The sequence below is a fragment of the Microbulbifer sp. MKSA007 genome (genome assembly GCA_032615215.1).
GTDB lineage: Bacteria > Pseudomonadota > Gammaproteobacteria > Pseudomonadales > Cellvibrionaceae > Microbulbifer.
In genome coordinates this window covers 5,023,976-5,049,058 of sequence record CP128433.1, presented here as the reverse complement: position 1 = coordinate 5,049,058, position 25,083 = coordinate 5,023,976, and the positions used below count along the sequence as shown (strand labels likewise).

General features: G+C 50.0%; 25 protein-coding genes. 9 read left to right on the top strand and 16 right to left on the bottom strand.

From position 1 onward, the window contains the following. The first annotated feature begins 64 nt into the window (after positions 1-64). Both QT397_25425 and QT397_25420 read left to right on the top strand, forming a co-directional pair. Positions 65-688 carry a DUF2939 domain-containing protein gene (locus tag QT397_25425; GenBank protein WNZ56140.1) on the top strand — a complete coding sequence of 208 codons (624 nt, stop codon included), beginning with the start codon at positions 65-67 and terminating at the stop codon, positions 686-688. Then, positions 679-1,056, top strand: coding sequence for a DUF2237 domain-containing protein (locus tag QT397_25420; protein ID WNZ56139.1), 378 nt, complete (start codon positions 679-681; stop codon positions 1,054-1,056). The genes QT397_25425 and QT397_25420 overlap by 10 nt, the downstream gene beginning before the upstream one ends. 98 nt (positions 1,057-1,154) lie before the next feature. Here QT397_25420 and QT397_25415 read toward each other — a convergent pair whose 3' ends face one another. The 13 genes from QT397_25415 to QT397_25355 all read right to left on the bottom strand — a co-directional run bounded on the left by QT397_25415 (position 1,155) and on the right by QT397_25355 (position 16,875). After that, entirely contained in the window at positions 1,155-2,147 is a 993-nt protein-coding gene (locus QT397_25415) for an AgmX/PglI C-terminal domain-containing protein (GenBank protein WNZ56138.1), read from the bottom strand. Between the two features lies 1 nt (position 2,148). Further along, the gene (locus QT397_25410) at positions 2,149-2,670 is read right to left on the bottom strand and encodes a biopolymer transporter ExbD (GenBank protein ID WNZ56137.1); all 522 of its coding nucleotides are present in this window, start codon (positions 2,668-2,670) and stop codon (positions 2,149-2,151) included. Positions 2,671-2,682: 12 nt separating this feature from the next. Continuing rightward, positions 2,683-3,195, bottom strand: coding sequence for a biopolymer transporter ExbD (locus QT397_25405; protein ID WNZ56136.1), 513 nt, complete (start codon positions 3,193-3,195; stop codon positions 2,683-2,685). An 11-nt stretch (positions 3,196-3,206) separates the two neighbouring features. After that, the gene (locus tag QT397_25400) at positions 3,207-3,872 is read right to left on the bottom strand and encodes a MotA/TolQ/ExbB proton channel family protein (protein WNZ56135.1); all 666 of its coding nucleotides are present in this window, start codon (positions 3,870-3,872) and stop codon (positions 3,207-3,209) included. 192 nt (positions 3,873-4,064) lie between these two features. Beyond that, complete coding sequence (locus QT397_25395) at positions 4,065-4,334, bottom strand: hypothetical protein (GenBank protein WNZ56134.1); 270 nt, start codon at positions 4,332-4,334, stop codon at positions 4,065-4,067. A 2-nt stretch (positions 4,335-4,336) separates the two neighbouring features. After that, on the bottom strand, positions 4,337-4,825 hold the full coding sequence (locus QT397_25390) for a tetratricopeptide repeat protein (protein ID WNZ56133.1): 489 nt from the start codon (positions 4,823-4,825) through the stop codon (positions 4,337-4,339). Positions 4,826-4,968: 143 nt separating this feature from the next. Continuing rightward, positions 4,969-7,833 (bottom strand): tetratricopeptide repeat protein, encoded by a 2,865-nt coding sequence (locus QT397_25385; protein WNZ56132.1) that lies wholly within the window; start codon positions 7,831-7,833, stop codon positions 4,969-4,971. Then, on the bottom strand, positions 7,826-9,796 hold the full coding sequence (locus QT397_25380) for a hypothetical protein (protein ID WNZ56131.1): 1,971 nt from the start codon (positions 9,794-9,796) through the stop codon (positions 7,826-7,828). Before QT397_25380 ends, QT397_25385 begins: the two co-directional genes overlap by 8 nt. 6 nt (positions 9,797-9,802) lie before the next feature. Next, a complete protein-coding gene (locus QT397_25375) occupies positions 9,803-10,327 on the bottom strand; it encodes an AraC family transcriptional regulator (GenBank protein WNZ56130.1) in 525 nt (174 codons plus the stop codon). A 116-nt stretch (positions 10,328-10,443) separates the two neighbouring features. Then, a complete protein-coding gene (locus QT397_25370; protein WNZ56129.1) occupies positions 10,444-11,442 on the bottom strand; it encodes an FAD:protein FMN transferase in 999 nt (332 codons plus the stop codon). 12 nt (positions 11,443-11,454) lie between these two features. Next, positions 11,455-13,026 carry a general secretion pathway protein GspF gene (locus QT397_25365; GenBank protein ID WNZ56128.1) on the bottom strand — a complete coding sequence of 524 codons (1,572 nt, stop codon included), beginning with the start codon at positions 13,024-13,026 and terminating at the stop codon, positions 11,455-11,457. 100 nt (positions 13,027-13,126) lie between these two features. Continuing rightward, entirely contained in the window at positions 13,127-14,626 is a 1,500-nt protein-coding gene (locus QT397_25360) for a LamG domain-containing protein (protein ID WNZ56127.1), read from the bottom strand. A gap of 1,022 nt (positions 14,627-15,648) precedes the next feature. Continuing rightward, positions 15,649-16,875 carry a hypothetical protein gene (locus QT397_25355; protein WNZ56126.1) on the bottom strand — a complete coding sequence of 409 codons (1,227 nt, stop codon included), beginning with the start codon at positions 16,873-16,875 and terminating at the stop codon, positions 15,649-15,651. Between the two features lie 225 nt (positions 16,876-17,100). Between QT397_25355 and QT397_25350 the strand changes: the two genes are divergently transcribed. From QT397_25350 to QT397_25325, 6 genes are all read left to right on the top strand, one after another. After that, positions 17,101-19,629 (top strand): hypothetical protein, encoded by a 2,529-nt coding sequence (locus tag QT397_25350; GenBank protein ID WNZ56125.1) that lies wholly within the window; start codon positions 17,101-17,103, stop codon positions 19,627-19,629. Positions 19,630-19,718: 89 nt separating this feature from the next. Continuing rightward, positions 19,719-20,582: a hypothetical protein gene (locus tag QT397_25345; protein ID WNZ56124.1), complete on the top strand. Its 864-nt coding sequence runs from the start codon at positions 19,719-19,721 to the stop codon at positions 20,580-20,582. Next, on the top strand, positions 20,552-21,205 hold the full coding sequence (locus QT397_25340) for an outer membrane beta-barrel domain-containing protein (protein ID WNZ56123.1): 654 nt from the start codon (positions 20,552-20,554) through the stop codon (positions 21,203-21,205). Before QT397_25345 ends, QT397_25340 begins: the two co-directional genes overlap by 31 nt. A gap of 70 nt (positions 21,206-21,275) precedes the next feature. Continuing rightward, the gene (locus tag QT397_25335) at positions 21,276-21,713 is read left to right on the top strand and encodes a TlpA disulfide reductase family protein (GenBank protein ID WNZ58600.1); all 438 of its coding nucleotides are present in this window, start codon (positions 21,276-21,278) and stop codon (positions 21,711-21,713) included. Between the two features lie 4 nt (positions 21,714-21,717). Further along, entirely contained in the window at positions 21,718-21,933 is a 216-nt protein-coding gene (locus QT397_25330) for a DUF4266 domain-containing protein (protein ID WNZ56122.1), read from the top strand. Beyond that, positions 21,869-23,080 (top strand): DUF3570 domain-containing protein, encoded by a 1,212-nt coding sequence (locus QT397_25325; GenBank protein ID WNZ56121.1) that lies wholly within the window; start codon positions 21,869-21,871, stop codon positions 23,078-23,080. Before QT397_25330 ends, QT397_25325 begins: the two co-directional genes overlap by 65 nt. A gap of 83 nt (positions 23,081-23,163) precedes the next feature. On the opposite strand, the gene QT397_25320 is transcribed toward QT397_25325, so the two are convergent. Beyond that, positions 23,164-23,466 (bottom strand): antibiotic biosynthesis monooxygenase, encoded by a 303-nt coding sequence (locus tag QT397_25320; GenBank protein ID WNZ56120.1) that lies wholly within the window; start codon positions 23,464-23,466, stop codon positions 23,164-23,166. After that, the gene (locus QT397_25315) at positions 23,466-23,804 is read right to left on the bottom strand and encodes an NIPSNAP family protein (GenBank protein ID WNZ56119.1); all 339 of its coding nucleotides are present in this window, start codon (positions 23,802-23,804) and stop codon (positions 23,466-23,468) included. The genes QT397_25320 and QT397_25315 overlap by 1 nt, the downstream gene beginning before the upstream one ends. 89 nt (positions 23,805-23,893) lie before the next feature. Here QT397_25315 and QT397_25310 point away from each other — a divergent pair, with 89 nt between their 5' ends. Then, positions 23,894-24,586 (top strand): helix-turn-helix domain-containing protein, encoded by a 693-nt coding sequence (locus tag QT397_25310; GenBank protein WNZ56118.1) that lies wholly within the window; start codon positions 23,894-23,896, stop codon positions 24,584-24,586. 8 nt (positions 24,587-24,594) lie between these two features. On the opposite strand, the gene QT397_25305 is transcribed toward QT397_25310, so the two are convergent. Further along, on the bottom strand, positions 24,595-24,978 hold the full coding sequence (locus QT397_25305; GenBank protein WNZ58599.1) for a DUF998 domain-containing protein: 384 nt from the start codon (positions 24,976-24,978) through the stop codon (positions 24,595-24,597). Positions 24,979-25,083: the final 105 nt, after the last annotated feature.

Below are 25,083 nucleotides of genomic sequence, written 5' to 3'. Positions count from 1 at the left end.
GCAAATTAGGTGATACATCTTTCTCAGCATAAAATCCCCGGGGAGTGACTAAGGAATAGAATTGATGAAAAAAATACTGTGGATGAGCGGCCTGGTTTTGGTGTTGATTACCGCTGGGTATGTCGCCTTGCCGTTTTATTCCATCGAGCAATTGCAGCGTGCGGCGAAAATGGCTAAATCCGATCAGCCGCAGGTTAGAGCTGAGAGTATCGACACGTTAGAGCGCTATGTCGATTTTCCTGTTTTACGTGACAATTTAAAGATCCGCTTACAGCAGCAACTTAGGAATTCTCTAAGTAACTCTATTCCTCAGGAATTTGATGAATTACTCAGTGCTGGTGCAAATTTCTTTATGGATCCACTTTTACAACAGTTTATTACTCCTGAGGGCATTGCCGACCTTCTTCGTGGGGGAGAGGATCTGGAGGCATTTCAGCGGGAAATTTATCGACAGGGTGGTGAAACACCGGATATTTCCGAGAATGAGACTTCTGCAGCGGAAGAGAATGAAGATTCCTGGCAGCGCATGGGCTGGCATTTTACCGACCTCAATCATCTGAGTGTTGAATATGGTGAGCATGGTCGGCCTGAATTGCGCATGTTGATGCAACGCAATGGTCTGCGCTGGCAGCTGGTGGACATTCAGCTAATTGGTGATAGAAGTGGAGAGAGTCAGGAATGGAGATAGAAAATTCAGTCAGCGTCTTTGGTGATCCACTGGTGCCTTGTAGCCTGGACCCGAAGACAGGCTTCTTTCGCGATGGCTGCTGTAACACCTGTAAAGAGGATCTCGGTTCTCACACCGTCTGCGTTGCCGTGACTGATAAGTTCCTGGAGTTTTCCCGCAGTCGCGGCAATGATTTGAGCACACCGGTAGAGGAGTTTAATTTTCCCGGTTTAAAGGAAGGGGATCGTTGGTGTCTCTGTGCCGCGCGCTGGCTTGAAGCGGAGAAATTGGATATGGCACCCCGGGTATTTTTACAGAGTACACATGTGAAGGCGCTGGAAATTATTCCTATGCAAACATTGCGTCGCTATGCGCTGGATTTGCTTTAGTTGATTGGGTGGATCAGCTTCTTGCCCACCTATTAACGCCCTTCAAATGGCGGCACGTCCCTGTGTCGCCACGCTACAAACAAGATAGCTATCGGAACTTAAGAAGGCAGGAAGTCGATTGAGTAGTTCTTGGTAGTACTCTCAACGTTGGCAGAACCAAAATTGATCATGCGGATTCTCGCCAGCAACTTGCGTTCAAGTGCCGGGTTATTGAGCTCGCTCTCTACCAGTTTGATCGACGCGATAGCACCATTCGGTGCGATCACCAACTGTACGGTGAGTCTTCCCTGCAGAGTTGGGTCCCTGCGCAGCGCGCGATTATAGATTCCAATAATGGCCTCTTTATTGGCTTCCATAACACTGCGAATGGAATCGTCGGTACGTATGGATTTTTGCCCTCGGGCCTTGGCCACCGCTTCTTTGGCTGAACCCGTTGCCTGGGTACTTTGTACTCGGGTGTTCTCACGTCCGGCCAGTGAGACACCACCGGTATCCCGACTTACTCTACCGGCGGCAACGCCGCCACTGGAGGCTTTTGACTTATCCGCGATCATACTGCGTTCTATTTTAGTGGCAGTAGCATTCCCCGAGCTGAGCTGGCCCCGGCTAATATCCGATGTATTAAAACTCTCGCGCATATCCAGCAGATCATCGGCGAGTGCATTCAGACCGCTATTGGCCGCTTTCTCCCGGGCCTGCTGTACCTTGGCAACCGGGGGATTTTCAACCTTGCGCGGCTTCTCCACAGGCTTGGGCTTGTCGGGTGTTTCCGCTTTCTTTTTGGGTTTCTCTTCGGGCTTTTTCTTTTCCTCGGGCTTCTTTTGCTCTTTGGGTTTCGGCTTTGGCTTGGGTTTTGGCAATTCCTTTTTTTCCAGAATCACTTTGGCCAGCTGTGGTGGCACCCTTTCGGCCTGTTCCCGGGTGAGTTCGGGTACTGGCGCCAGTGCAACGGCAACGCCACTGATGGCCAGGGCTATCAGGCCACCGCGCAGCAATTTGATAAAGCGCTGATCCTCCTCTCTTGAGGCGGACCAGGGAAGCACTGTTTCCTGTAGTTGCCAGGGGGCGTAACTAATGGTTGCTGTACTCATATCAGGATTCCACCCCCGAGGGATCTTCCGGCGCTGTTTGTTCTACGGCGAAAGACATATCGCGGAAGTCTGCGGCTGCGCAGGTGTGCATGATCTGCTTCAGCAACTCATAGGGAACTTGTTCATCACCTAAAATAGTCACTGCTCGGCCCAGAGTTTTCTGGGCTTCGCTCAGCTCTCCCGCTCGTTCAGCACGGTATTTAAGCTCTGTTACCAGGGCTTCAATATTCTCTGCGCTGGGATCGATGTCATCGATGCTGGCGATAAATCGGTCCCCGACAAACAGCTGTTTATTGTTGACCCGCACTACAGTAGTCACCTCGGGTTTCTGTTGTGAGGTGGACTTGGGCAGTTTTATGGTTTTATCAGTCTGCAGAACCTGAACATCACTGGTTGAGTTCACCAGAAGGAAAAATACCAGGATGGTGAAGATATCCATCAGTGATACCAGGTTCAGTTTTGACTGCTGCTTTTTTTGCCTTTGCCTGCGCTCTTGCAGTTTTGCGGCTGCATTTATCTTCATAGTTTGGCCCCGCTATTTTGTCTGCTCCGGTGCATCGCCGAGAGATATCTGGGGGAACAGTTCTGCATCAACAACAGATGCGGCCACTACAGCCCGGTAGCTGCGTGCAGTATCCATGGCGGCGACCAGAGTTTTGTAAGGCGTTCCCTTTTCTGACAGGATCACCAGATCATCTTTGTCGATAGATTTTTCTCGCAACTGCCGTTTTATCTGCTGTAAAACGATAGATATCGTGGCGAAATCCGGTGAGTTTTCTTCGTGTGGGATGCGTTTAACCCGCTGCCCAGCGGGATAATTGATATCGACATACTGCGTGCGCAAAACGAGTTCGAGCTGGTGATTTTCCTCCACACTGCTGGAACTTCCATCGCTGATACCCGGCAGGTTCAGCTTGAGCACGGAGATATGGGAAAACACCATATTTAGCAGTAGCACAGGAACCAAAATGGTCATCAAACTCATAAACGAGGTGATATCGAGTTCCGCTTCCTCATATCCACGCCGGCGAATATTTATGTTCAGCATGGCGGTATCCCTTAGCTGTTAGCGGTGCGTTGTTCCGCTTTCTGTGGGCGTCCCATGGTCAGCAGATTAAGGAATTTAACCCCGGCCATTTGCAAACTATCGACAATCTCATTGGTTTTATTTTGTAGCATTGAGTTAAACAACAGCAGGGGAATGGCAGAAATCAAACCGAATGCTGTAGTGTTCATCGCTACGGAAATACTGGTGGAGAGCATGGTCGCTTTTTCAGATGGGTCGGCACTGGCTACTGCAGTAAATGCAGCAATCAGACCCATAATAGTGCCGAGTAGGCCCAGCAGAGTGGCAATATTAGCGAGAGTGGCCAAGTAACTGGTGCGTTTTTCCAGACGGGGAACAGCTTCGAGAATCCCTTCCTCAATAGCCAGGGCAATATTTTCCTCGCGCTTGGCAAATTGCAAAGTGTTGATGCCCGCTGCGGCGATACGGCCCATTGCTGCATCGTTGTCTCGGGCCAGCTGCAAGACACTTTGATAGCTGCGTTTTTGCAACATGGGCAATACTTGTTGATACGCCTTTTTATTGGCATTCCGCGCGCGTGATAAAAATATCCAGCGCTCTACTACCATTGCCAGTCCGATAACCAGGACCACTGCAATTGGGTACATGAAGGGTCCGCCATTTTGGAAAAAACGCAGCATCGCTTGAGTGAATTCCATGATTTAATTCTCCACAGATAAAGTTATAAATTTGTAGTGCAAAGGGAGAGCGATTGAGTTCCCACCCTTGGTGTATAAAGAGGGCCGCGGGACGTTGAAGCCTGCTGCGGCGGTCCATGTCTTCGCTGTATAAATTCAGCAGTGCCGCTTCCATACGCTGCAAAAAATTATTTTTAATTTTGCTGGGCCAGCCTAATCGGTTTTTTCCTGTTCAGCTTGTAACAGCTTTATTTCCCGCCGAAATTCAGAATATTCCTGATGTTCAAATACAGAGGAGAAAGTTTGCGGCAGAACGCTGTCGAGCCTTTGTAAACTGTCGGCTTGCTTCCAGGGAATGATATATAAAACCTTAGGTTGTTCCTGACTGCCAATTACGGTGGACTCCAGCGTTGTTATTTCCTCTGCTGTTGCGCCGTATGCAAAGATAGACAGGCTCAGTATGAGGCTAGAAAATAATTTCATTGTTAAAGTCTCCGCTCCAGCTCGAGTATCCATGCACTGAGCAATTTATCCTGTTCAGTACCGGAATCTTGCGCTGCCATATAATGCTGAAGGGCACGCTCGGGTTGTTGCAGGTAAAGGTCGTAGAGGATTCCCAGGTTGCGGTGTGCATCGGCATAGTGTGGCCAACGCTCTATGGCGGCGTTGTAGTATTGCTCTGCATCTTCGAACCGCCCCCGGTCACGCATCAGGGCGGCAAGACGATTCCAGGCAAATACATTGTTATCGTTTACAGCAATAGCCTGGCGAAAGCTGCGCTCGGATTCCTCGTATTTCTCGCCGGACTGTTGCACGATTGCCAGGTTAAGCCAGGCTCCAGAGAGCTCCGGCCACTTTTCAGTAATTTGGAGCAGTTGCGATTCAGACGCAGGTAAATCATTTGCCTGAAAATTCTGGCGAGCCAGTTCCATTGCCGCACGGGCCTGTTGCGGTACTCTTTTACCATCCCGCAAGTAGGGGTTTTCTGTCAGTTGTTGCGCGGTGTCACTATCTGCGGGCGATATTGTCTTTTGCAGACCGCTACATGCGGAGAGTAAAAACCAATAGCGCAGTAGTGAATAACCGTGCGATTGAAGTTAATTTCTGGGTGCTCGATTCAGTGCAGTGCATCACTCCACTCCAGGGTTTTTTCTTCTTTTTTGTAGCGTGCGGGTAACAGCTCTCCCAGTGAATGGAAGCTGCGTTTAACCCAGTCGTCGTAAATACCCTCAACTGTGCGCTGGATATTGGCCTCGTGAAGTTCTATGGACTTCTCCTCGAAGGGATAGGCCTGTTCCTCCAGCAGAATTTCGTATTGTTCCAATTCCAGCTCGTTCAGGCTTTTAGGGCGCTGTGAGTCCATCAGGTCACGGCTGAGCTGTCGGTAAACTTCCGCGAGGCGATAGTTTGCTTGAGGGGTGAATTCTGCGATGCCAAACTCCAGGACTTTGCGGTAATCCGCCACGGTGGTTTGCATGGCCCGCTTTTTATTAGCGAGACTGGTCTTTAACGGCAAGCGCAGTGCCAGTTCAGCAAATTTCGCATAACTTTGTTCCGCCAGTTCACTTTGAGAATAAGCGGCCAGGTAACGCCCGCGGGGTGACTGCAGCGGGTTCTGTGCAAGTTGTTGTAGCCAGTAATTCCGCTTAGTGGGCTTTTTGGTCTGAGCGTAGATTTCGACCAGCTGAAATTGCGCTTCCAGACGTTGCTCGGCGGGTTCTGGCCACAATTTGCTGTAGTTGCGATAGCTTTCAATAGCCCTGTTGTATTCACCGGCTTTTTGCAGGTTTTCTGCTGCCATAAACAGGGATTGACGGCGAACTTCCCGATCCGGATCTGTAGCGGCTAATTGCAGTAATTCTGTGGCGGCAGCCGCCGGCATTTCCAGAGCTTCAAAGATAACGATGGCTTTGGCAGCCAGTGTCGGCGTCAAGGTGTGCGCGGGATAAAACTGGCGGAAATCAGCGAGTTCTGTGCTGGCGCGCTGCCACTGCCCTAATTGAATAAGAAAATTAATCGCATCATATTGGGCGGTGGCCGCAACCTCTGTGCGCCCGCTATCGCGGATACGCAGCAGGTGATTGAGGGCTTCCTCACTGGGAGCGGCATCCTCACTCTCGCGCTGGGCCAAAATGATTTCTGCCTGGCGATAGATGGATAACTGCAATTGGCGCAATGCGTCTTTGCACAGCTTATCGTCTGGCTGGTAGCCGAGCGCGCGGGTATAGGCAGCCTCTGCCTGGGGATATTGCTTCAGGGAAAAATGGCTGTGGGCCAGTATTATTGCAATACTTATTTGCTGTTGCCTATTGGCTGGCGGTTGCCATTGATCGGCGTGCTCGGCAGCGGCGATGGCTTCGGTAAAGCGCGATTGTTGTAACAACTTATCGGCAGCGGCCAGCTGTACTGGCAGAGCTCTCGGGTCTTGGGGCCAGCTCTGTGCAAATTTCAGGCTCGCTTCGATATTGCGATCGAGCCACAGGATTTTCTGTTCCGACTCTTGATCCGGAGTTTGTTCATGCACTCTGGCTGCACTGAGGATGGCTCCGTAGCCGGCTTCGGCAGCATACTTGGGATCTTGGTATTCCCAGGCGACCTGGCTGTAAGCGCGCCAGGCGGCGGGGTGATCTGCAGCCTGCTCAAGACACTCCGCCATCAGGAAAACCATGGATGGCGTGCGTGGATCTTGTGGAAAAGTCTGCGCGTATTCCTGATATAACGCGGCGGCGCTGCGATAGGCACCCAGTGATTGTGCGCTGACAAGGCGACGTTCTTTCACCTTATTCGCGGGTAGTTTTGTGACCTGCTGAGCCAATTCCTGAGCGCGGGCGTGGTCAAACTGGGCCAATTCATACAGCCATGGTTGCAGGGTTTTGGCCAACTCCTGTTGTTGAGTTTCACCTGCTGCTTGCCAGTAATCACTGTTCACACCATAGCGACGCACAAAGTCCCGCTTCGTGGGCAGAACTTCCTTATGTAGTCTCCCCGCTTGCAAGGTTTCAACGGCGAGAAGATGAAGCTGTGGGGCTTGCTGGGTTTGTGGGTAGTGATTGACGAATTGTAAAAAGGTATCGGCACTATTGCGGAACAACTCTTTTTCCCGATACCAGGTACCGAGTGCACTGTATAGCTGGTGCTGATAGGGACGTGGCTCTCCATTGAGGTTAAAAGACTCAATGGCTTCAGCACCTCCCAGGTAGCTGAAGTTTAATGCGAGCCCGCGCAGGCTGTCTTCACGCAGGCGTTGCCGCCCAACAGGGAGTTCCTCCCCCTGTTCCTCACTGTGCAAAATATCCAGCGACTGGAGAAAAATTTCTGTGGATGCGCGGTAATTGCTCGATTTAAATTCTGACCAAGCCAGCATATAGCGAGCATTATCCGTAAATGGACTCGGCCCCTGATTGAGCAATGAACGGAAATCTCGGGCGGCACTGGGGTAGTCTTTGCGGTTGAATGCCGCCTCGCCACGGCGGAATAAGACTTCGCCGATAAACGGTGAGTCCGGTGCGCTACCGGCTATCTTTTCCAATGCCTGTAAGGCCGCGGGCATTTCCCCATCCAGTGCCCGCGCGCGGGCTAAGCGATAGAGAATGTAATCATCTTTTGGGCGCTGTGCAGAGAGACTTTGGTAATAATCGACCGCGCTGGAGTAGTCGACAATGGTATCCGGATTGTCGGACTGTTTTTGCTCCAGTCGTTCCATTTCCAAGTCAGCCAGGCGCAGATGGATTTGTTGCCGAACCTTGGGATCGGCGTGGCTGTCCAGTGCTGTGCGGTAACTTTGCACCAGGTTTTCCAACGCGATAGCGGTTTGCACGGGCGGGCTTTGTGGTGCCTCTTCCTGGGAGCTGGGCGGGTTGGCACGGGGCAGGTCAGCCAGCGTTTGTACCGGTTGATTGCCACAAGCTGTCAGGGCACAGCAAATACCAATAGCCAGGGAGCGCAGGGTAAACACAGCTGCCGGATGCGGGGCGTTATTCATTGTCTGAGGCCCCGGTATTATCCGTGTCACTGTCAGCCTGAGAGGTTGCGGGGATCGCCTGCATTTCAGCGTCTTGCAGACGTGCGATAGCCAGGCGTGTGTGGGCCATATAATTGTGAATTTGCTGCTGCTCCCTACCCAGCTGGGCGATAACCTCTCGGCGTAGGTCGGCTTCAATCAATTCGCTGGCTCGACCAATCGCCGCTTGCTGAGCTGGAATTTCGTCACCGGCGGTGACCACCCGATAGGCTAGTTGGCGCAGTTGTGGCCCCCGCTGTGCTTCGGTATCTGTTTTCTTGCGTTGTTCCCGTCCCCTGCGTAACTGCTCTTCGAGCAGCTGTAGGGATTTTCGCTGCTGCCACAACTTCTCGTGATACTGTTCGCTGGCTTGCCAAAGCAAAATCCCCCGGGCTTTCGCCAGGGTTTCCGCTTGTTGTTGGCTGGCCTTGCCGCTGTGCTGGATTTTTTTAAGACGTTCTTGAGCGCCGGTGAGAATTTCCAGTAATTCGAGGGTTTCACTTTGTTCATTTGGAGTGGCGGTGGTCGCCAATAAAGTGAGTGCGTCGCGCTCCTGTTCAATATGCTCGAGAGCTGCCCTCAAATGATCATATTGCTGTGTTGCCATCTGCAACTGCTGGTCAAACTGGGCGCTATTGTAGTTATCAATAATCGTTGTACGGCGCAGGTGACGCTCTTCGATAAGGTCGGCAAATTGGGGTAGTTTATCTTGCCAGGTCTGTAGGACCTGGGTGAGCTGCTGCAGATCGCGCAGCTCGGTGAGCCGCAATTGGAAGTGGTCACTTTGTAGGATTGGCCGCAGAAAGTGTTGGTTATCGCGCAATAGGGGAGAGGCCTGGGCTAGTTGTAACCAGCCATAGCGCCAAGCCTCGCGCTGAACAGGATCATAGGCCAGCGGTTCCGTCGCCAGGTCTTGTTGTAACTGGTGTAACTCAGTAAGCGTTTCCAGGTAATAAGCTTCAGCGCTTTGATATGCTCTGAGGGCTACAGAGCGATTTTCCAGTTTTTCGTAACCATAAGGCAGGGCTACCATCGCTTCCCGTGCGGCGGGACTGTAGCGGTGTTTATCCAGTAAAAATTGCAGTGCGTCTATGCCCGCTTGGTAGTCCTCACCATTGATAGAGGACCAAGCCATTCCCAGGAGTGCGCGAGTTGCCCAGGGTGTGTTGAGGCGAACCCTGGAAAAGGCTTCTTTAGCTGCGCTGTGTTGCTCTGCAAGTGCCAGGGCGTACCCCATACCAATATGGGCTTTATCAATGAGTATGGGGATTTCAGATGAAGGAATATCAATTGTTTCTGCAAAATCAACAGCGACTTGATATTCGTGAATTGCTGCAGGCAATTGGCCGGACCTGGCAAAGGCAGCGCCTAAGTTGATATGTCCCAATAACTTTTCTGCAGGGTATAAATCACTGGTTTCCAGTAATTTTTGAGCCGTGGTGAGGTCTTTATTGCGCAGCGCTAAGTTGAGAGGTAGAGAGGACTCCTCGGCAACCCCTGACTTTTCCAAGTGTGCTGCTGCGCTGGCAAAATCACCGTTCAGGTAATTTAATTCGGCCAGCTTTAACCAGGCAGTGCGGCGATATTTTGGTGCAGCCGCGACATTACTCTGCTGCTCAAAAAGTTCAGCTGCTCGTCTATGTAAACCAAACCCGAGGCTGATCCCGCCCTCTATCAATGCGGCGTTATCCCGGTGAATTTGAATTGAATCCCGCTGCTGAGCAACCAGCAGTGTGCTAAGGGCATCAAAGTAATTCCCTTGAAAATACTCGTAAAGCGTAGCGCCATAAGCGAGGTCTTGAGCCCTTTGGTATTTTTGTGGGGCTCGCTGCTCATTGCTGGGACCGTTTGTTTCGGCCACAGTATCAGCTTCCTGAGCGCAAAGGTTACTTGCGGCAAGGGTGAGCGCCAGGGATAGGATGCGGGTAAAAGATGGGTAGTACATGGCTAATCAGGGCGTTGGCCACTGCACCAACTCAAACTCCGGCTGTTGTTTTCCGGAGTTGTCTGAGATAACCAGTTCAATAACGGCGGGCTCATCACTTTTATTCAATTCCAACTTGGCTGCCCGCTTGTATTCGCGCCCTTCGGGCCCAAGGCCAGTTATAAAAGCAGAAATAGTGTAATCACCGGATTTTAGGTTGCCTTTGTAAAGCGGTTGAATACCACCGCGAATCAACGCTTCCCGCTGATGTTCCGTATACAGATGACTTGCACTTAACTTGTTATCGATGTGTAGCTTTACTGCATCCAAAGTAAAATAGTGGCCTACATCCATAGACACATAAAAGGCGATTTGGCTCTGTGCGGGATAGAGCAAATCTTCTTCAAGAATCAATAAATCCCTGTTTAATTTAAGTACATCGCGCTTTAATTCTTCCAATTTCTCCGCAGATAAATCGCTTTCCTGAGCCTGCACAAACGCAGAGCCTAAAAGGCCGATAAATAAAATAAAGCACTGAAAGGGGCGTCTCATGGCAGACCTTTTGATAGGAATTGGCATTATTCTTTGGTCGGCGCAAATTATGTCAGGGGATCAACGATCTGATGTGATCTTGTTGGCAAATTTTCTATGAAGATAAAACGGATTACTCAAAGATTCTCCAAACCGCGACTGAAAAACAACTTCCGGTTACTATCGATAACTACTGCTTCAAATTGGGGCAATCGATTAATAAGTGCCAAGCCTTTCTCTTTTCCCAGAACAAACACACTGGTAGAAAGGGGGTCGGTATCAAAGCCGCGGGGGCCAATAATGCTGACACTAATCAACTTATCAGTGTCTTTTGCAGAAGTTTCCGAGGGTTTTCCTGTGGATGGATTAAAAATATGGTGCACTCTATCCTGCTGCTCATCAATAAAATAACGCTCGTAATCACCTGAGGTAGAGATAGCAATATCACGCAGGGGGATAACCGCAGCATTTTTACTTTTTTCACGGGGGTGGCGAATACCCACTAACCAGGGTTGCCCCTGTTTATCTCCCAGCATGCGTGCATCGCCACCGGCACTGACACTGGCGCAGCAAATGTCTGCCTGCTTGAGGATCTCAATTGCCTGATCAACCGCATAGCCTTTGGCAATGCCCCCTAAATCTATTTTTGTGTTTTCGTGGCCAAAACGGAGTGTATTGGCCTTTTTATTCAGTTTTAAGTGGCGGTAATTCAACGCTTCTAACAACGAGTCCGTCAGCTGGGCGTCTGCCTGTTTCTGCTGGCGAAAATCATAGTGCTTGCCCAGGGTGGCGTAGCTGATATCGAATGCACCATCGGTGAGCTGACTAAACCAAAGGGATTTATCAATCAGGTTGGTGAGCTCTTTGGAAATATTGACGTTTCCCCGGCCAGCTGTGCGGTTAACGAGTGATAGTTCACTGTTTTCCTTATAGGGCGAGAGCTGATCGTCAAGTCGATGAAACTCTGTCATGACCTCCTCAATAAGGTGCTCGGCTTCAATGCCGTCCTCGTGCCAAAGTTGCAGGCGAACCTGGGTTCCCATAATTGCACGTTCAGCGTAGTGCCATTCGGCCACCGAAGGAATTGCGCAAAGTGTGGCACTACACAGTAATAGCAATTTAAAAAAGCGGAACATCACTTATCCAACTTAAATAATGGGGGCGAAGGCAGTCATACTGTCTTGTAAGTTACTATCGCCGAGACCGTGATTCGGAAATAAGGTTGAGAAATTACCTTGCTCACCGTGCAGGGCCATATAATTGAGCACTACAGTTTCCACTAATAAATTGACGTTGTTAGCGGCTGGGGTGGACGTTGTTTCTACGTCACCGGAGCTGCGCATATAGCCTAGTTGCTGGTGAATCGCCTGCTCGTCCGCTGTGCCACCGAGTAATTGTGGTCGGCCCGCCGGGTTGTATACCAGGAAAAATGAGGCGGCTGTCTGTTGGTCATCGCCAGTCCAGACGCCTTTGCCACGGCCCTCTACCGAGTCGTCCAGCATTCCGTTGGAGAAAACGGAACCATCACTAAAAACGTAAATCATCAGGGGCTGGTTGCGGCGGGCGGCATACTCCAGGCAAGCGCCAATACAGCGCCCAGCGCGCAAATCGCGAATCTCTCCTGTGGCCCGGTCGCCGGTATGGTAGTCATAGCCACCCATGGTAATAGTGCCTGCACCGGCATATCCATTGACGACCAGCTTCATCACTGAGGCGGTCTTTTGGAACTCTCTGTCTCCACTCAATTCTGAACTGGTAAAAACACCGGATGGCCCGACGATATCAGGATCGGATTCGGGATTTAAATCGGCCGGGTTGCCAAAGCGATCAGCCAGGTCAGCACTTTTCATATAGCCGCAACGCACCAGGTCTTTAATGACTGCATCGGTGCTGACTTTAGTATTTACGTTGCTGAGTTTTGCTTCGGAGATACGGTACATGGACTCCATCACTGCGACAGTGTCCTCCTGACTGAGCAGCCCCACCAGGTCTCCTACATCTACAAGGCCGGTAACGTCGGAAGAGCGATCCACTTTGGTGGGGCGAACTTCGGGGTTGATCATGGCGGAAGGAGCCATGGAGTTGCCACCGGAATCACTGGAGCTGGAGCCGATCAGGGCCAGCAGGGAACCGTTGGCTCCCGCCTGGTTAATACCGTACATGGGATTGTGTGGGTTGTTGCCGGTGTCATTTTCCGAGCGAGCGGGAATAACAGCACCGTTGGTCGCCGATGCTGTGCCAGCAGCGATTTTTTCCAGAATGCCTCGCAACATACCGCTGTCACTATGGAAGGCGAGACCCAGGTCAGTATTGATAAATTCATCACCGAGGGAGGGAACCATATCTCCGGGGAGGCCTTGCTTGTTGTAGCCGGCTGTGCCGAGAAAATCCATTTGTCCGCCCTCTTTACCTACCAGCACATTGGAGCCTGCGATATTGGCGCCGCCGGCGAGATCGAAACAAATAAAAGGAATTTTACCGGCACCGAATGCACTGACATCGCAGGGGCCGCCATTGGTTTTTCGCAGTGCTTCCAGGTCCGAGGAAAGGGCTGCATGGGCACTACGGGGATTGGCAAACAAGCTGAAGACAGAACCGCCCAGCACTGTTCCCATACCCGCTCGGAAGCCTTGAGCGAGAAAGTCGCGGCGTGTTACCGGGCGGTGGTGGTCCGGGTGCCGTAGGGGCTGGTCCAGATCAAAGTGTTTTTTCTTGCTCATAATATTCCCGGATATAGTTTTCGGTGTGCCGGCTCTTTATTGTGGAGGGGCTTTACCGGCGAAAGTTTTGCCGACAAAGCCGCTAGTCTTTTTTATGCGATCAGTGAATCAGGATCATGGCACTGCCCATGGCGGCAGCACATACGGCTTTCACCGTAGTTTCTGTGCGACCTGAATCGCAGCTGCTGCCACAGGCGGTCATGGTGTCGATAAGCGTATCCAGTTCTGTCTCTACAGAGGCCAGGTCCGGGGCGCTGGCAAGCTGCGAGACGCTGCCGTCATGCCAGTTCATCTCGTGGCCAAGCAAACCTTCCATGAGCGGATCAATTATCTGCGCGCGTTTGCTGGCGCTGTCGAAGGCGGTGTCTGCGGAAGCGCTGAAGTCAAATCCACTGAAGTAGCTGCTGCGCTCACTGGAGTCCACCAGGGTGCTGCAATACTTCACTGCCAGCTGGGTAATACCCATTTGCTGTGCAGCGAGGAATCCTTCAATGTCACTTTCAACCGGAAGCTGGCGTTTCACAGTTTCCCAGGTTTCATAAATATCCGGGTGGGACATGGAGACTCCGGTCGCCTGGGACAGGCTTGCATGGATTTGTTCAAATCGGCGCAGACCTATGCGCGATTGCGCTTCCAGATCAGCGGCATCCGCAGGTTCAGCTGGAGTGGCCTCAACCCGGTTATAGGTTTCGCTGCCGATTTTTTCGAAGGTCAGGAAAAATTCATCATCGAGGGGGCCCTTATCCAGAGTGATAATGGTCCCGAGCCTGGAAAGCTGCTGGCCCTCACCTGCTACGTAGCTATTGTCGACTGCAGTGGATAACTTGGACCAGGCCTGGCCCACCTCCGCTTCGCGGCCATTAATACCGATACGCATTCCCTCAATGGCGATTCCAGATGGATCGACACTGTCGTCGAGGCTGACAAAGGTGGGTTCACTAAACAGATAGGCATAATTATCAAATTGCTGCACAGTAAACATGACATAGCTTTCGGCAATGCCTGTGTGCTCTTCAACTTTGAATAACAGCAGATATTTTTCACCGACGCCGACTTCGTAGTTGGTAGCAATATCCTCTTCCGATAGGGCGCGGGAGTGAATTGCCAAAAGGCGAATGGAGCCTTCCCAACTGTTGCCGTTACTGACTTCGCTGCCTACTGCGAGAGCAAAGGTATCGTCCCAGGTAGAGAGTAAACCGGATTCACTTGGGTCTGGCTCCCCGGTATTTGCACCGTTAACGTAAAGCTTGCGTCCGTTAATTGGATCGTAAGTGGCCACCACATGCTGGAGACTGGCTTGTACAACCTGGTCGGCATCATCGGTTGCCAGGGCAGGCATACCGTCCGCATCGGTGTTGTCATTGCGGTTTTGCACGGTGTAACTGTATTGATCCTGGCCGAGAGTGAAGTTGCGAATATCATCGCCACCGGAATAGGTGACGATACGCGCGGGCCCATCCTGTGAGACGTTGGCGGGTGCCGCCCAGATTTCAATTGAGTATTCACCGGTGGCTGTGAGGGTATCGTAAAGTTTGCTGCTGGTTGCAGTAGCCCCCTGTGCTTTACCCCCTTCAATTGCAGCCCCCAGGAGTCGATCCACTCCACATCGCCAGATAGGGCGAGATCAATTGCAGGGTTAACTCCGGAGGTATCGTAGGCAGTGGTGCCGCTGCCAGTTTTAAATTCATAGAGAGCAATTGCATTGCTCTCTATACGGCCGCCACTACTCGCAACAATGCCATCTGTGAGGCGCAGTGCCTTACTGATAACCCAGTCGGGGTCTACCTCGGTGACACTGATAGTGTCGGCAAAGGCTTGGATCGCATCAGTCATTTCCGCTTCGTTATCTGAGCAGTCATCCCAGCAGTTGTGAAATTCACTGCCCAGGCGCACAGAGAAACGGGAGTCGGCCGGAGAATCCAGGTTAATTTTACTGACCGCAGATGCGTAGGCGAGATCGACATCAGAGCTGGCAAAGTAGGGGGTTTGTGCCGTTGTCGCATCTTCACTGTGACAGTTGGCACAATAGCTGCGCAACAGAGGGTAAACTGTAGTGCTAAAGCTGCCGCTGGATTCGGGGAAACTTTTACTGGCACCCACCTCACGCTCGACAGGTGCGACAAGGGTGATTGTATTGCTTAGGCCGCCGCTAGCCCGAGCCCATTCCTCGATATAGTTGGTAATAATTTCCGCACAGGCATCATCGCTGGAAAGCCAACAATTGTGCCCACCACCAACCTTGGTTACCAAACGGGATTCATCGGGAACTGATAAGTTAATTAACTCACGCCCGGCATCGTAGGCAGCATTGATATCATCGCCGCGGACAAAATGTGGGCTCTGGTTATTTTCAATATGACAGCTGCCGCATCGATTTGTCGCCGCCAGGTTATCCCAGATGTACTGTTTATATTGATTGACATCATCGGTTTCAGGATCCGGTCCGGAATAGGCAGCGGTGCCATCGTTGTCGCTGGTATCCGGTTGGCTTTCGGTGCCCTCTCCACTGCCACCACTACAGGCACTGATTGCCAGGGCAGCACAAAACAGTGAAGCGATACGAAGCGTGCGAACTATCAGTGTATTTTCTATCACTGGGAGACTTTTATAGGTTTTCATTTTTTAATCTCCCGCGCAGTAAACCGCAGTGTCTGCGTATACCTGCTTAAGTTTGTAGCCGGTATTGCTGAAGTCATCGGTAATAGTTTCGATTCGGTTGCGGTCGGTAGAATCTTCCGGCTCGCGCAGACAAACTTGGCGAAACACCTTAGTTACTTGGCATTTGGCGAAAGCTCGGCTGTTAGACAACTCCTCTCCCAGGGATTTGATGCCGTTGCCGTTGCCGGATAAGGTGTCGCTCCAGCCCAGATGCATATTTATGCCCTCGCGCCAGTAGTTAACCCAGCTGTCGTCGGGAATAATAAAACCGTGGGGAAAATTGCCGCTGTTGATCAGATTTTTGGCCTTAACACGGCTGCCGGTTTCTGGATCTATATCACCGGCTGCGTTGTAATCCAGGGCTCCCTCTTCACCATCGGGATCATTGTCTGCATCGTATACATAGTCGTAGTAAGCGAATGCCTGTGCCATGGGGTCCATGCCGCTGTGGCAACCGATACAGTTATTTTGGAATACCCGACTGTCGCCCCCAGGGCTGCGGCTTACATCCTGGCGAATACGATCCGGTGAGCGGGAAGTATCCTGCACCTGCTCCATGTCGTTACACAGGTGATTGAGCATGGTAAAGCGAAACATGGCGCGATTGGTTCCCGCACTAAAAAAAGCCTTGGCGGCGGCGCGGCTGGTAAGAACGCCGGCGGTGGCATCTGCGGGGAGACCATTGAGAGAGGATTGAGCTTCCTGCACCAGATTATCCTGCAGGGAATAACCCCCGGCTTCCAGTGTCTCGTAGTGGTCATTATTTCCCGTGTTGTAGGAGGGCAGGCCAGAAATATCACCGGTGTAGAGAATATTTGCCGAGAGCAGTTGGCGGAAGTCCATATCGTCCCGAACCATGCCGATTACCGTCGCAGTGTAATCATTTAATGGTTCAAATACGTCCTGCTCCTCATTAGTCCAGGGAGTGGCCAGATTTTTTAGAGTGACATTATAGAAGGCGTCATTCTCCATTGCCGTATACGCCGCAGCGGTGGGATCACCGTTTTCTATATCCTCTGCCATATCCAGCAATACACTCTCGCTGGGAATGGTTCCGGTGATGCGGCTGTGAATTTGGAGAGCCTGGTCCTGCGATGCTGATAGGGCAGAATTACTCCACAAACCTACTCCGAGCAGTGCGGTTACCGTGGTGAGCCGGAGTACACGCGCTCGAGACGAATTATTTTTCATTGGACTATTTTTGTCGGTGAGATCACTGGGATGTGGCAAAGCAGTCTAAAAGCAGATTTCAACAATGTCAGAATGACTTTCAATATTTGCGTCCCAGTTGGCAAACTTTTTGTGCGCAACTTGCGAGAATTAGCCTCAGCGGTCAAAGCCGTATAAAAAAGTTCTTAGGCTAAGAGCACAAAAAAGGCGTGTGCTGCTCGTGCCAAACCCGGGTGGATAACAAAAATGAAATGTTTGCGTGCGCTACCGCTTTTGCTATTGGTGACGGCCTGTAGTGGCGGTGGCAGTTCCAGTGGTGGTGAAGACCAAGCCGAAGATCCCGTGGTGGAGGACTATCCTGTTGCTTTTGTACTTCGTCAATTAAGTAGTGACGATGATGGCAGTCTCCTTCAGGATAATATTTATGAGCCCGGGGAATTTTTTGCCGGAGCTCAACTGATTTTAAAAGAGCGTGCAACCGCCAGTGCTGCAGAAACTGTCATTACTGCAAATATATTTGACGGTGATTACGATGTAAAAGATCTGAATACTTCAGCAGATGGCAGCCAGCTTATATTTGCTATGCGGGCACCGGAAATAGAAGACGCTGATGACGATGAGCAGCCTACCTGGAATATTTGGGTATACAACACCGAAACAGAAGAACTCAATCGGGTAATTGAGTCAGATTTAACTGCTGAAGAAGGCCAGGATATCGCTCCCGCTTTTTTACCCGATGGACGCATTATTTTTTCTTCTACCCGCCAGCGGCGCTCCAGAGCTCTTTTACTGGATGACGGTAAACCGCAATTCTCGGCCCTGACTGAAAATCGAGAGGAGCCGGCATTTGTACTCCATGTAATGGAAGCGGACGGAACCGATATCACTCAAATATCGTTTAATCAGAGCCATGATTTAAATCCAGTTGTATTGAGCGATGGACGGGTCCTGTTTAACCGCTGGGACAATGCGGCAGGTATCGATAAATTAAGCTTATATACAGTAAATCCAGATGGTTCTGACCTGGCGGTTTATTACGGTTATCACAGTCAAAATACGGGTACAGAAGAGACTGAGGCCGCCTTCAATCGACCGCACGAAATGCCGGATGGCCGCCTTTTGGTAACGTTGCGCGCTCCCTCTGGGCTCACTTATGGTGGCGATCTCGTGACTATCGATGGAATTGTTTATAGCGAAGCCTACAGTGAGCCGGAGCAAAGTGGTGAAATGGTCGGGCAGGCTTCTATCACTGTTGGAGAAGTCACTACCGACGATACTATTTCTCCCCATGGTACTTTTGCTTCCGCATGGCCATTCTACGATGGGACAAGTCGTTTGTTGGTAACCTGGAGTGAATGCCGGGTTATCAATGAAGAAACCGAGCTGCTGGAGACCTGCCCGGATACTCTTACCGAAGACGAAGAAGTTCAATTGGCAGACCCACTCTACGGCCTGTGGATTTACGATTATATCGCCGGTACCCAGCTTCCTATTGTGGTTGTGGAAGAGGGAGAAATGATATCCGAAGGGGTTACTCTGGAGCCTCGCACTGAACCCACCTATATTCCAGACCCCGTCCCGGGAGTCGATGTCGATGCAGATCTGGTGGAGGAATCTGTCGGAATCCTGGATATTCGCAGTGTTTATGATTTTGATGGTGAAGATATTGCCGGAATCGAAACCTTGGCGGATCCCGCCCAAACCACAGCAGATTTTCGGCCTGCACGATTCCTGAAAATTTCCAAGGCCGTGGGCATTCCCGATGATGATGTTCTGGACTTTGATGGAGCGGCATTTGGCCGCAATGGTAATCAGGGCATGCGTGAAATATTGGGTTATACCCCAATCCAGCCCGACGGTTCCGTAAGGGTAAAAGTTCCCGCAGATATGCCCCTGGCAATATCCGTTGTCGATGCGGATGGAAAACGCATTTTCGATAGTCATAACAACTGGTTACAACTACAAGCGGGTGAAGTGCGCAGTTGTAACGGTTGTCATACTAGCGATAGCGAAGCTCCTCATGGCCGCACGGATATGCAGTTGGAATCAGCTTGGGTTGGAGCGCCGACCTCGGCAGCACCATTTGCCAATACTGAGCCCGCGCTACTGGCGGAAATGGGCGAGACTATGGCTCAATTATTGGCCCGTTATATTGGTGAGGCTGAACTTGAAGGAGATCTGCACTTTACCGATTTATGGACTGATCCTGCGGTACGGACTAAGGATGATGAGTTATTGCTTTCATACGGTGATTTGAGTACGGATGCACCGGTGGAATCCACCTGTTTAACAGAGTGGGAAAGTAATTGTCGAATCGTCATTCACTATGAACAACATATTCAGCCGCTCTGGGATTTCCCCCGTGAAGTATTGGATAGTACAGGAGCAGTAATAGCTGATTATACCTGTACAGTCTGTCACTCTCCTGTTGATGCTGCTGGAGCAACTCAAATACCCGATGGGCAATTAGATCTCACAACCTCGGCTTCCTCTGTTAATGATGCTTGGTTTGTTTCCTATTCCGAGCTGGTGGCCGATCGCGCTGAATTGGAGTTATCCAGTGGGGTGCTAACACCGCGGCTTGTACAGGAATTTGATGATGATGGAAATCCTGTTTACGAGGTTGATGAGGATGGTGAATTAGTTCTCGACAGTAACGGTGATCCGATTCCGGTAATGGTTACCGTCAATATTTCCTCTCCCTTGACGAGCTCTGCTCTTGAGAGCTCGTTTTTTCTCTCTTTGAAAGTGGTGGCGCACATCAAGGGTACTTAGAAGATGCCGAGTTGCGCTTGATTGCCGAGTGGTTTGATATTGGCGCTCAATACTATAACGATCCTTTTGCGGCGCCGGCAGATTAAAGCATGTTGAAGTTACACCAAAATTCTATTGGCAGTTTCGCGGTATTTGTATTGCTGCTACTTTTTTCTGGGCAGGCTTCTTCTGAACAAACTTTGATGGAATCTGATTATTCAGATGATACCCCACAAGAAGAATTGGTTGAGACTGAGACTGAGACTGAGACTGAGACTGAGAAAAAATATAGAGGCCTTGAGGATGCAGAGCCGGTTACAGTCGGTAATGCATTTATTAATATTTACCGAGGCCCGGGGCGCGGTTACCCGATATTCTATGTCGCTGAGTATGGTGAACAAATTTGGCTGCTTAAACGCCGCACCGACTGGGTAAAAGTGCTTACTTCACGCAATAAAAGTGGCTGGGTAAAAGTTGACGACTTACGTGAAATCTACGGAGAAAATGGAGAAATTGTTCGAGTTCCTCTGCCGGATTTTTCCGATGTTGACGACGGTTACTTTTACCTAGGTATGAATTACGGTGATTTTGCTGGAGCGGACTCTCTGGGAGTTAGCCTGGGCTACCAATTTACTGTCAATCTGGCTACTGAAATACGTGCAACCCAGGCGGTAGGTTCCTATTCAGACAGCCAAGTCTATCAGGTGGCAATGGTCCACCAGCCATTTCCACGTTGGAAAATATCCCCTTATTTTGTTTTGGGAGCCGGGATAAATGTTACCTCTCCAAACGCAACTATCGTTGCCACCGAAGATCGGCAAGATACAACGATGTTGGCGGGCGTAGGGTTGCGTACTTACTTATCGCGCCGTTTTGCCATCAGGGCTGAATACACAAATCACTACTTGCTTACTACGCAGGAAAATAATCAGGAGATAGTCGAGTGGAAACTTGGTTTCGACGTATATCTGTAGGCTCTGCGGCGCTTTCCGCACTGGTGGGGACCCAGGTATGCAGTGCTCAGCAGGATGATGAAGTACTTGCGGATATTGTCGCACCTGAACTGGAGCGGCGAGAGATACGTGACGCCCTGATAGATAGTGAAAATATAGAAATTGGTTTGTTTGCTGGTGTTATCAATGTCGAGGATTTTGGCTCAAACTCCCTGTACGGCACTTCAGCGGCCTACCATATCAGCGAAGATTTCTTTATTGAGGCCACCTATGCCCAGACTGAGTTGGGAGAATCCAGCTTTGAAAGATTGAGCGGTGCAGCACCGCTGTTGACTGATGAGCAGCGTGAACTCAGTTATTACAATACCTCTGTGGGCTGGAATATTTTCCAGGGTGAGTACTTTGTATTTGATGACTGGGCTTTTAATGCCAATTTTTATGTTGCGGGAGGTGTGGGAAATACCTCGTTTGCTGACGAGGAGCACTTCACTTACAACTTTGGTGCAGGAGTGAGAATGCTTGCCAACGATTGGCTCGCAGTGCGCCTGGATGTTCGCGACCATGTTTTTGAGCATGAATTATTTGGCGAGGCCCAAGTCACCAATAATCTGTCTGCCCAATTGGGACTTACCATCTTTTTTTAATTGATCATCAAAAAATAACAAGGACTCTTCCATGAAATACCTGGCTGCTTTCCTGACGCTGCTTTTATCGATGTCACAGGCTTCCGCCGCAGAGCCCTCTAAGGATTTTACCTTGAGTTCCAACCAAGGCGGAAATTTGAGGCTTGCAGAGCAGCGCGGCGATGTCATTATGCTGAATTTCTGGGCTTCCTGGTGTGGCCCTTGTCGTCAGGAAATGCCGCTGTTGGATCAGCTACATGCTCGCTATGAAGCTGCTGGCTTCCAGGTTTGGGGAGTCAATGTGGATGCACAGCGTAAGGATGCGGACTCGCTATTAGCGAAAATTCCAGTGGATTTTCCGATTCTTTTTGATAGCAAAGGGGAAGTGAGCAAAATGTATGGTGTTGCCGCTATGCCCAGCACCGTATTTATTGATCGTGATGGCAACGTTCGCTATATCCATAAAGGTTATCGTGATGGGGATGAAGCTGCCTATAAAAAAATGATTAAGGAATTGATTCGGGAGTAGTGTCATGCGTGCACTATTGCTAGTTTGCACTTTCTTGATGAGTACAGGTTGCACTGTTAACCCGTGGATTGCACCCTACGAACGGCAATTTCTTGCGGATCCTATTATGGGCTTTGAGCAGGATCCGGTAGCTGCTCGCTATATGAATCACGTGTATGAAGCTCGCGAAGCTGCGCGTGGAGCTGAAGGAGGCAGTGGAGGTGGATGTGGTTGTAACTAAGCTTCTATCTCGCTGGGGCGGGTTGGCATTTTTGGCACCGCTCGCTGCCGTGGCCGCAGTGCTTCCCGAAGAGCGGGCAGACAATATGTATCACGCCTATAGCGGTGGTGGAGTGACCATTGATGGGCCTTCAGTATTGATTCGCCAGAATGTTGGCAATAATGTTTCCCTGTCTGCCAATTACTATGTGGACATGATTTCCGGGGCCTCTATTGATGTGGAGGCCACGGCCAGTGAGTATTCGGAGCAACGGGATGAGTACTCTTTGGGCGCTGACTACCTGGTGGATAAAACTACGATCAGCGTGGGGTACACCAACAGTTCTGAGAATGACTACGAGGCACAAACCGTTGCTTTCGGCATCAGTCAGGGTTTCTTTGGCGATTTAAGTACTATCGACCTGCGGGTTAGTTACGGAAGTGATGATGTGTTCCGCAATGGCGACGATAATTTTGCCGAGGAAGCGCAACACCGTCGCTACGCATTTAGTTGGAATCAGATTCTCACGCAAAAGCTGATTGCAGAGGTGAGTGTCGAAACTGTATCGGATGAAGGGTATCTCAACAACCCTTATCGCAGTGTTAGGTATCTCGATGAAGCATCTGGAACAGGATTTAGCTATCAGGCCGAGGTTTACCCCAGAACTCGAAACAGTGATGCGGTTGCCCTAAGGGCCAAATATAGATTGCCCTATCGCGCAGCGATTAAAGGGGAGTATCGACACTATGCGGATAGTTGGGGAATCGTTGCAGACAATGTAGAGTTTCGCTATACCCATCCTTGGAAAGAACAAGACGAGTGGGTTTTTGAAGGAAAGATCCGTTACTATCAGCAGAGTAGTGCAGATTTTTACAGTGACCTTTTTCCCTATCTCAACGCTACCAACTTTCGTGCTCGTGATAAGGAGTTGAGCAATTTCACAACCTTGGCCCTTGGCCTGGGAGTGTCCTATGAGTTGCCACGGCGCTGGTCTCTATTAAATCGCAGGAATACAATTAATCTTTACTGGGATCATATTCTATTTGACTACGATGACTTTCTCGATGTCACAGTACACGGTTCAGCTACATCTATCAGTCCCGGTGACGAACCCGCTTATAGTTTCTCTGCCAATGTAATTCGATTATTTTGGTCGGTACGTTTTTAGGAATGGGGGCCTCTGCGTTCTGTTTTTCAGTAAAAGAACAAGATGCAGAGGCTTTATAGTTTGAGTCAAATTTGACTGTTGATTTATTGCATAGAGTAATCCCGAAGAATTTTTCCAATCCTTATACGATAGGTGTCAAATAGTTGTTTTTTTCCTAGGTGTTGTGCATCACAGTGAGCCTTGTGATTTTTCCAGCTCACTACAGATTCTTCATCCCGCCAAATAGAGAGTGACAAAATTTTTTCTGGCTGATTGAGGCTTTGAAATCTCTCGACAGAGATAAATCCATCGAAGCTGGTTAGGTGTTCTTTTAGGTCGGCTGCAACGGCCAGATATTTGTCTTTTCCTGAAGGCTTTGGTGTAACTTCAAATATGACGGCGATCATCAGTGATTTTCCTGTGGGAACTTCAGGTAGGTTTCTGGCACAGCATTTAAAAAGCTTCGCTTCTCTTCAAGAATAAACTTCTCTCTCGTCGCAAACTGAAAATTTTCACTGCCCTGAGGAGACTGCTTAAGCAGTTTTCGATATTGTTCATAATGAGCCAAGCTATCGAAATTAATAATACCAAAGGCCTGAAAGTTGGTGCCCTCAGAAGGTAGAAAATATCCTAATAGTCGTCCGCCACAATTGGGAATGATCTTGCCCCAGTTCTCAGCATACTGCCGGAAAGCATCAAGCTTAAACGGATCGATCTTGTATTCAATAAAACAGGTAACAGTCATCTAAGTTGCCTCTATTCATAATTTGCTGGCATTCTAGATGGTTTAATTTTCTATACTTCGGTGTTCAGCGAACTGTTGCGAGGATAACCATGGAACCTGACATTTCGGTAATATCCAGTTTGATTGGGGATCGGGCGCGCTCAAAAATATTGATGGCGCTTATGAGTGGAAAAGCACTGACAGCAACAGAGTTAGCCTGTGAGGCTGATGTGACTGCACAGACTGCAAGTAACCATCTTTTCAAGCTGGTAGATAGCAAGCTGCTGATAGTTCGCAAGCAGGGTAGGCACAAGTACTTTCAGCTGGCGAGTCATCAAGTTGCCGAAGCGCTAGAGGCACTGCTCAATCTGAGTAGCACCCTGGTACCTCAAAAAGTTACCACTGGACCCGCAGATCCAGATTTAAGGAAGTCCCGCATCTGCTATGACCATTTAGCAGGAATGGCTGGTGTACTATTGTACGAGGCCCTCTTGGCTAGTGAGTTGCTCTCCGAGCAATCACAGCAAGTTTCCTTGACTAGAGAGGGTGAAATATTTTTTCAGGAGCGAGGGGCAGCCGTAGCTAGTTTTAAGCAGCGTAAGCGCCCTGTTTGCAAGTCATGCTTAGACTGGAGCGAACGAAAAAGCCACCTTGCAGGCAGCTTGGGTCAATGGATACTCGAAGATGCCTTGGCAAAGCAGTGGGCGGTAAGAAGAGCGGACTCCAGGGCGATTACTTTCTCCCAGAAGGGGCTTTTACTGTTCTCGAAGCGTTATCAGATTGATCACTCCAAGTTGCTATAAATTATTTGTCAGCTCGTTATCAGATTAAAGGAAAGCCCCGTTAACCATATCAACTGTGCTCCATAGCTGAGACGTTGGTGCAGACCGGGGTTGGTTTTTTCTTCGTAGGCTTTTTTTAAGGTAACAGTAAAATAGATAGAAGCGAGCAAGCAGGCTGTACTAAATAGCCTGAATTCTATTGAGAAGTAACTACTGAAAGTACTTAGCAATGGCGCAATGAGTAAAGACAACAACATAAGCATCCCCGCCCAGGAGTGTATCTGGCATTCAAGACTAGGGGTTTTTGTATAGGGATCTGCATCCATAGGAAAATAACCCGCAACCCAGGTTCCAATACCGTGGATGATAATTAAAACTCCAATGATGGTAAGTACAACTGGGGCCTGTTCAATTTGAATTATATGCAGGCCAAATAAGAAGAATAATATGCCAAGTGGGTAGTTGTTGATGAGGGGGAGAGCTTCTGGGTTGGGCTTCCAACGGCTCCTAGTTCGCTA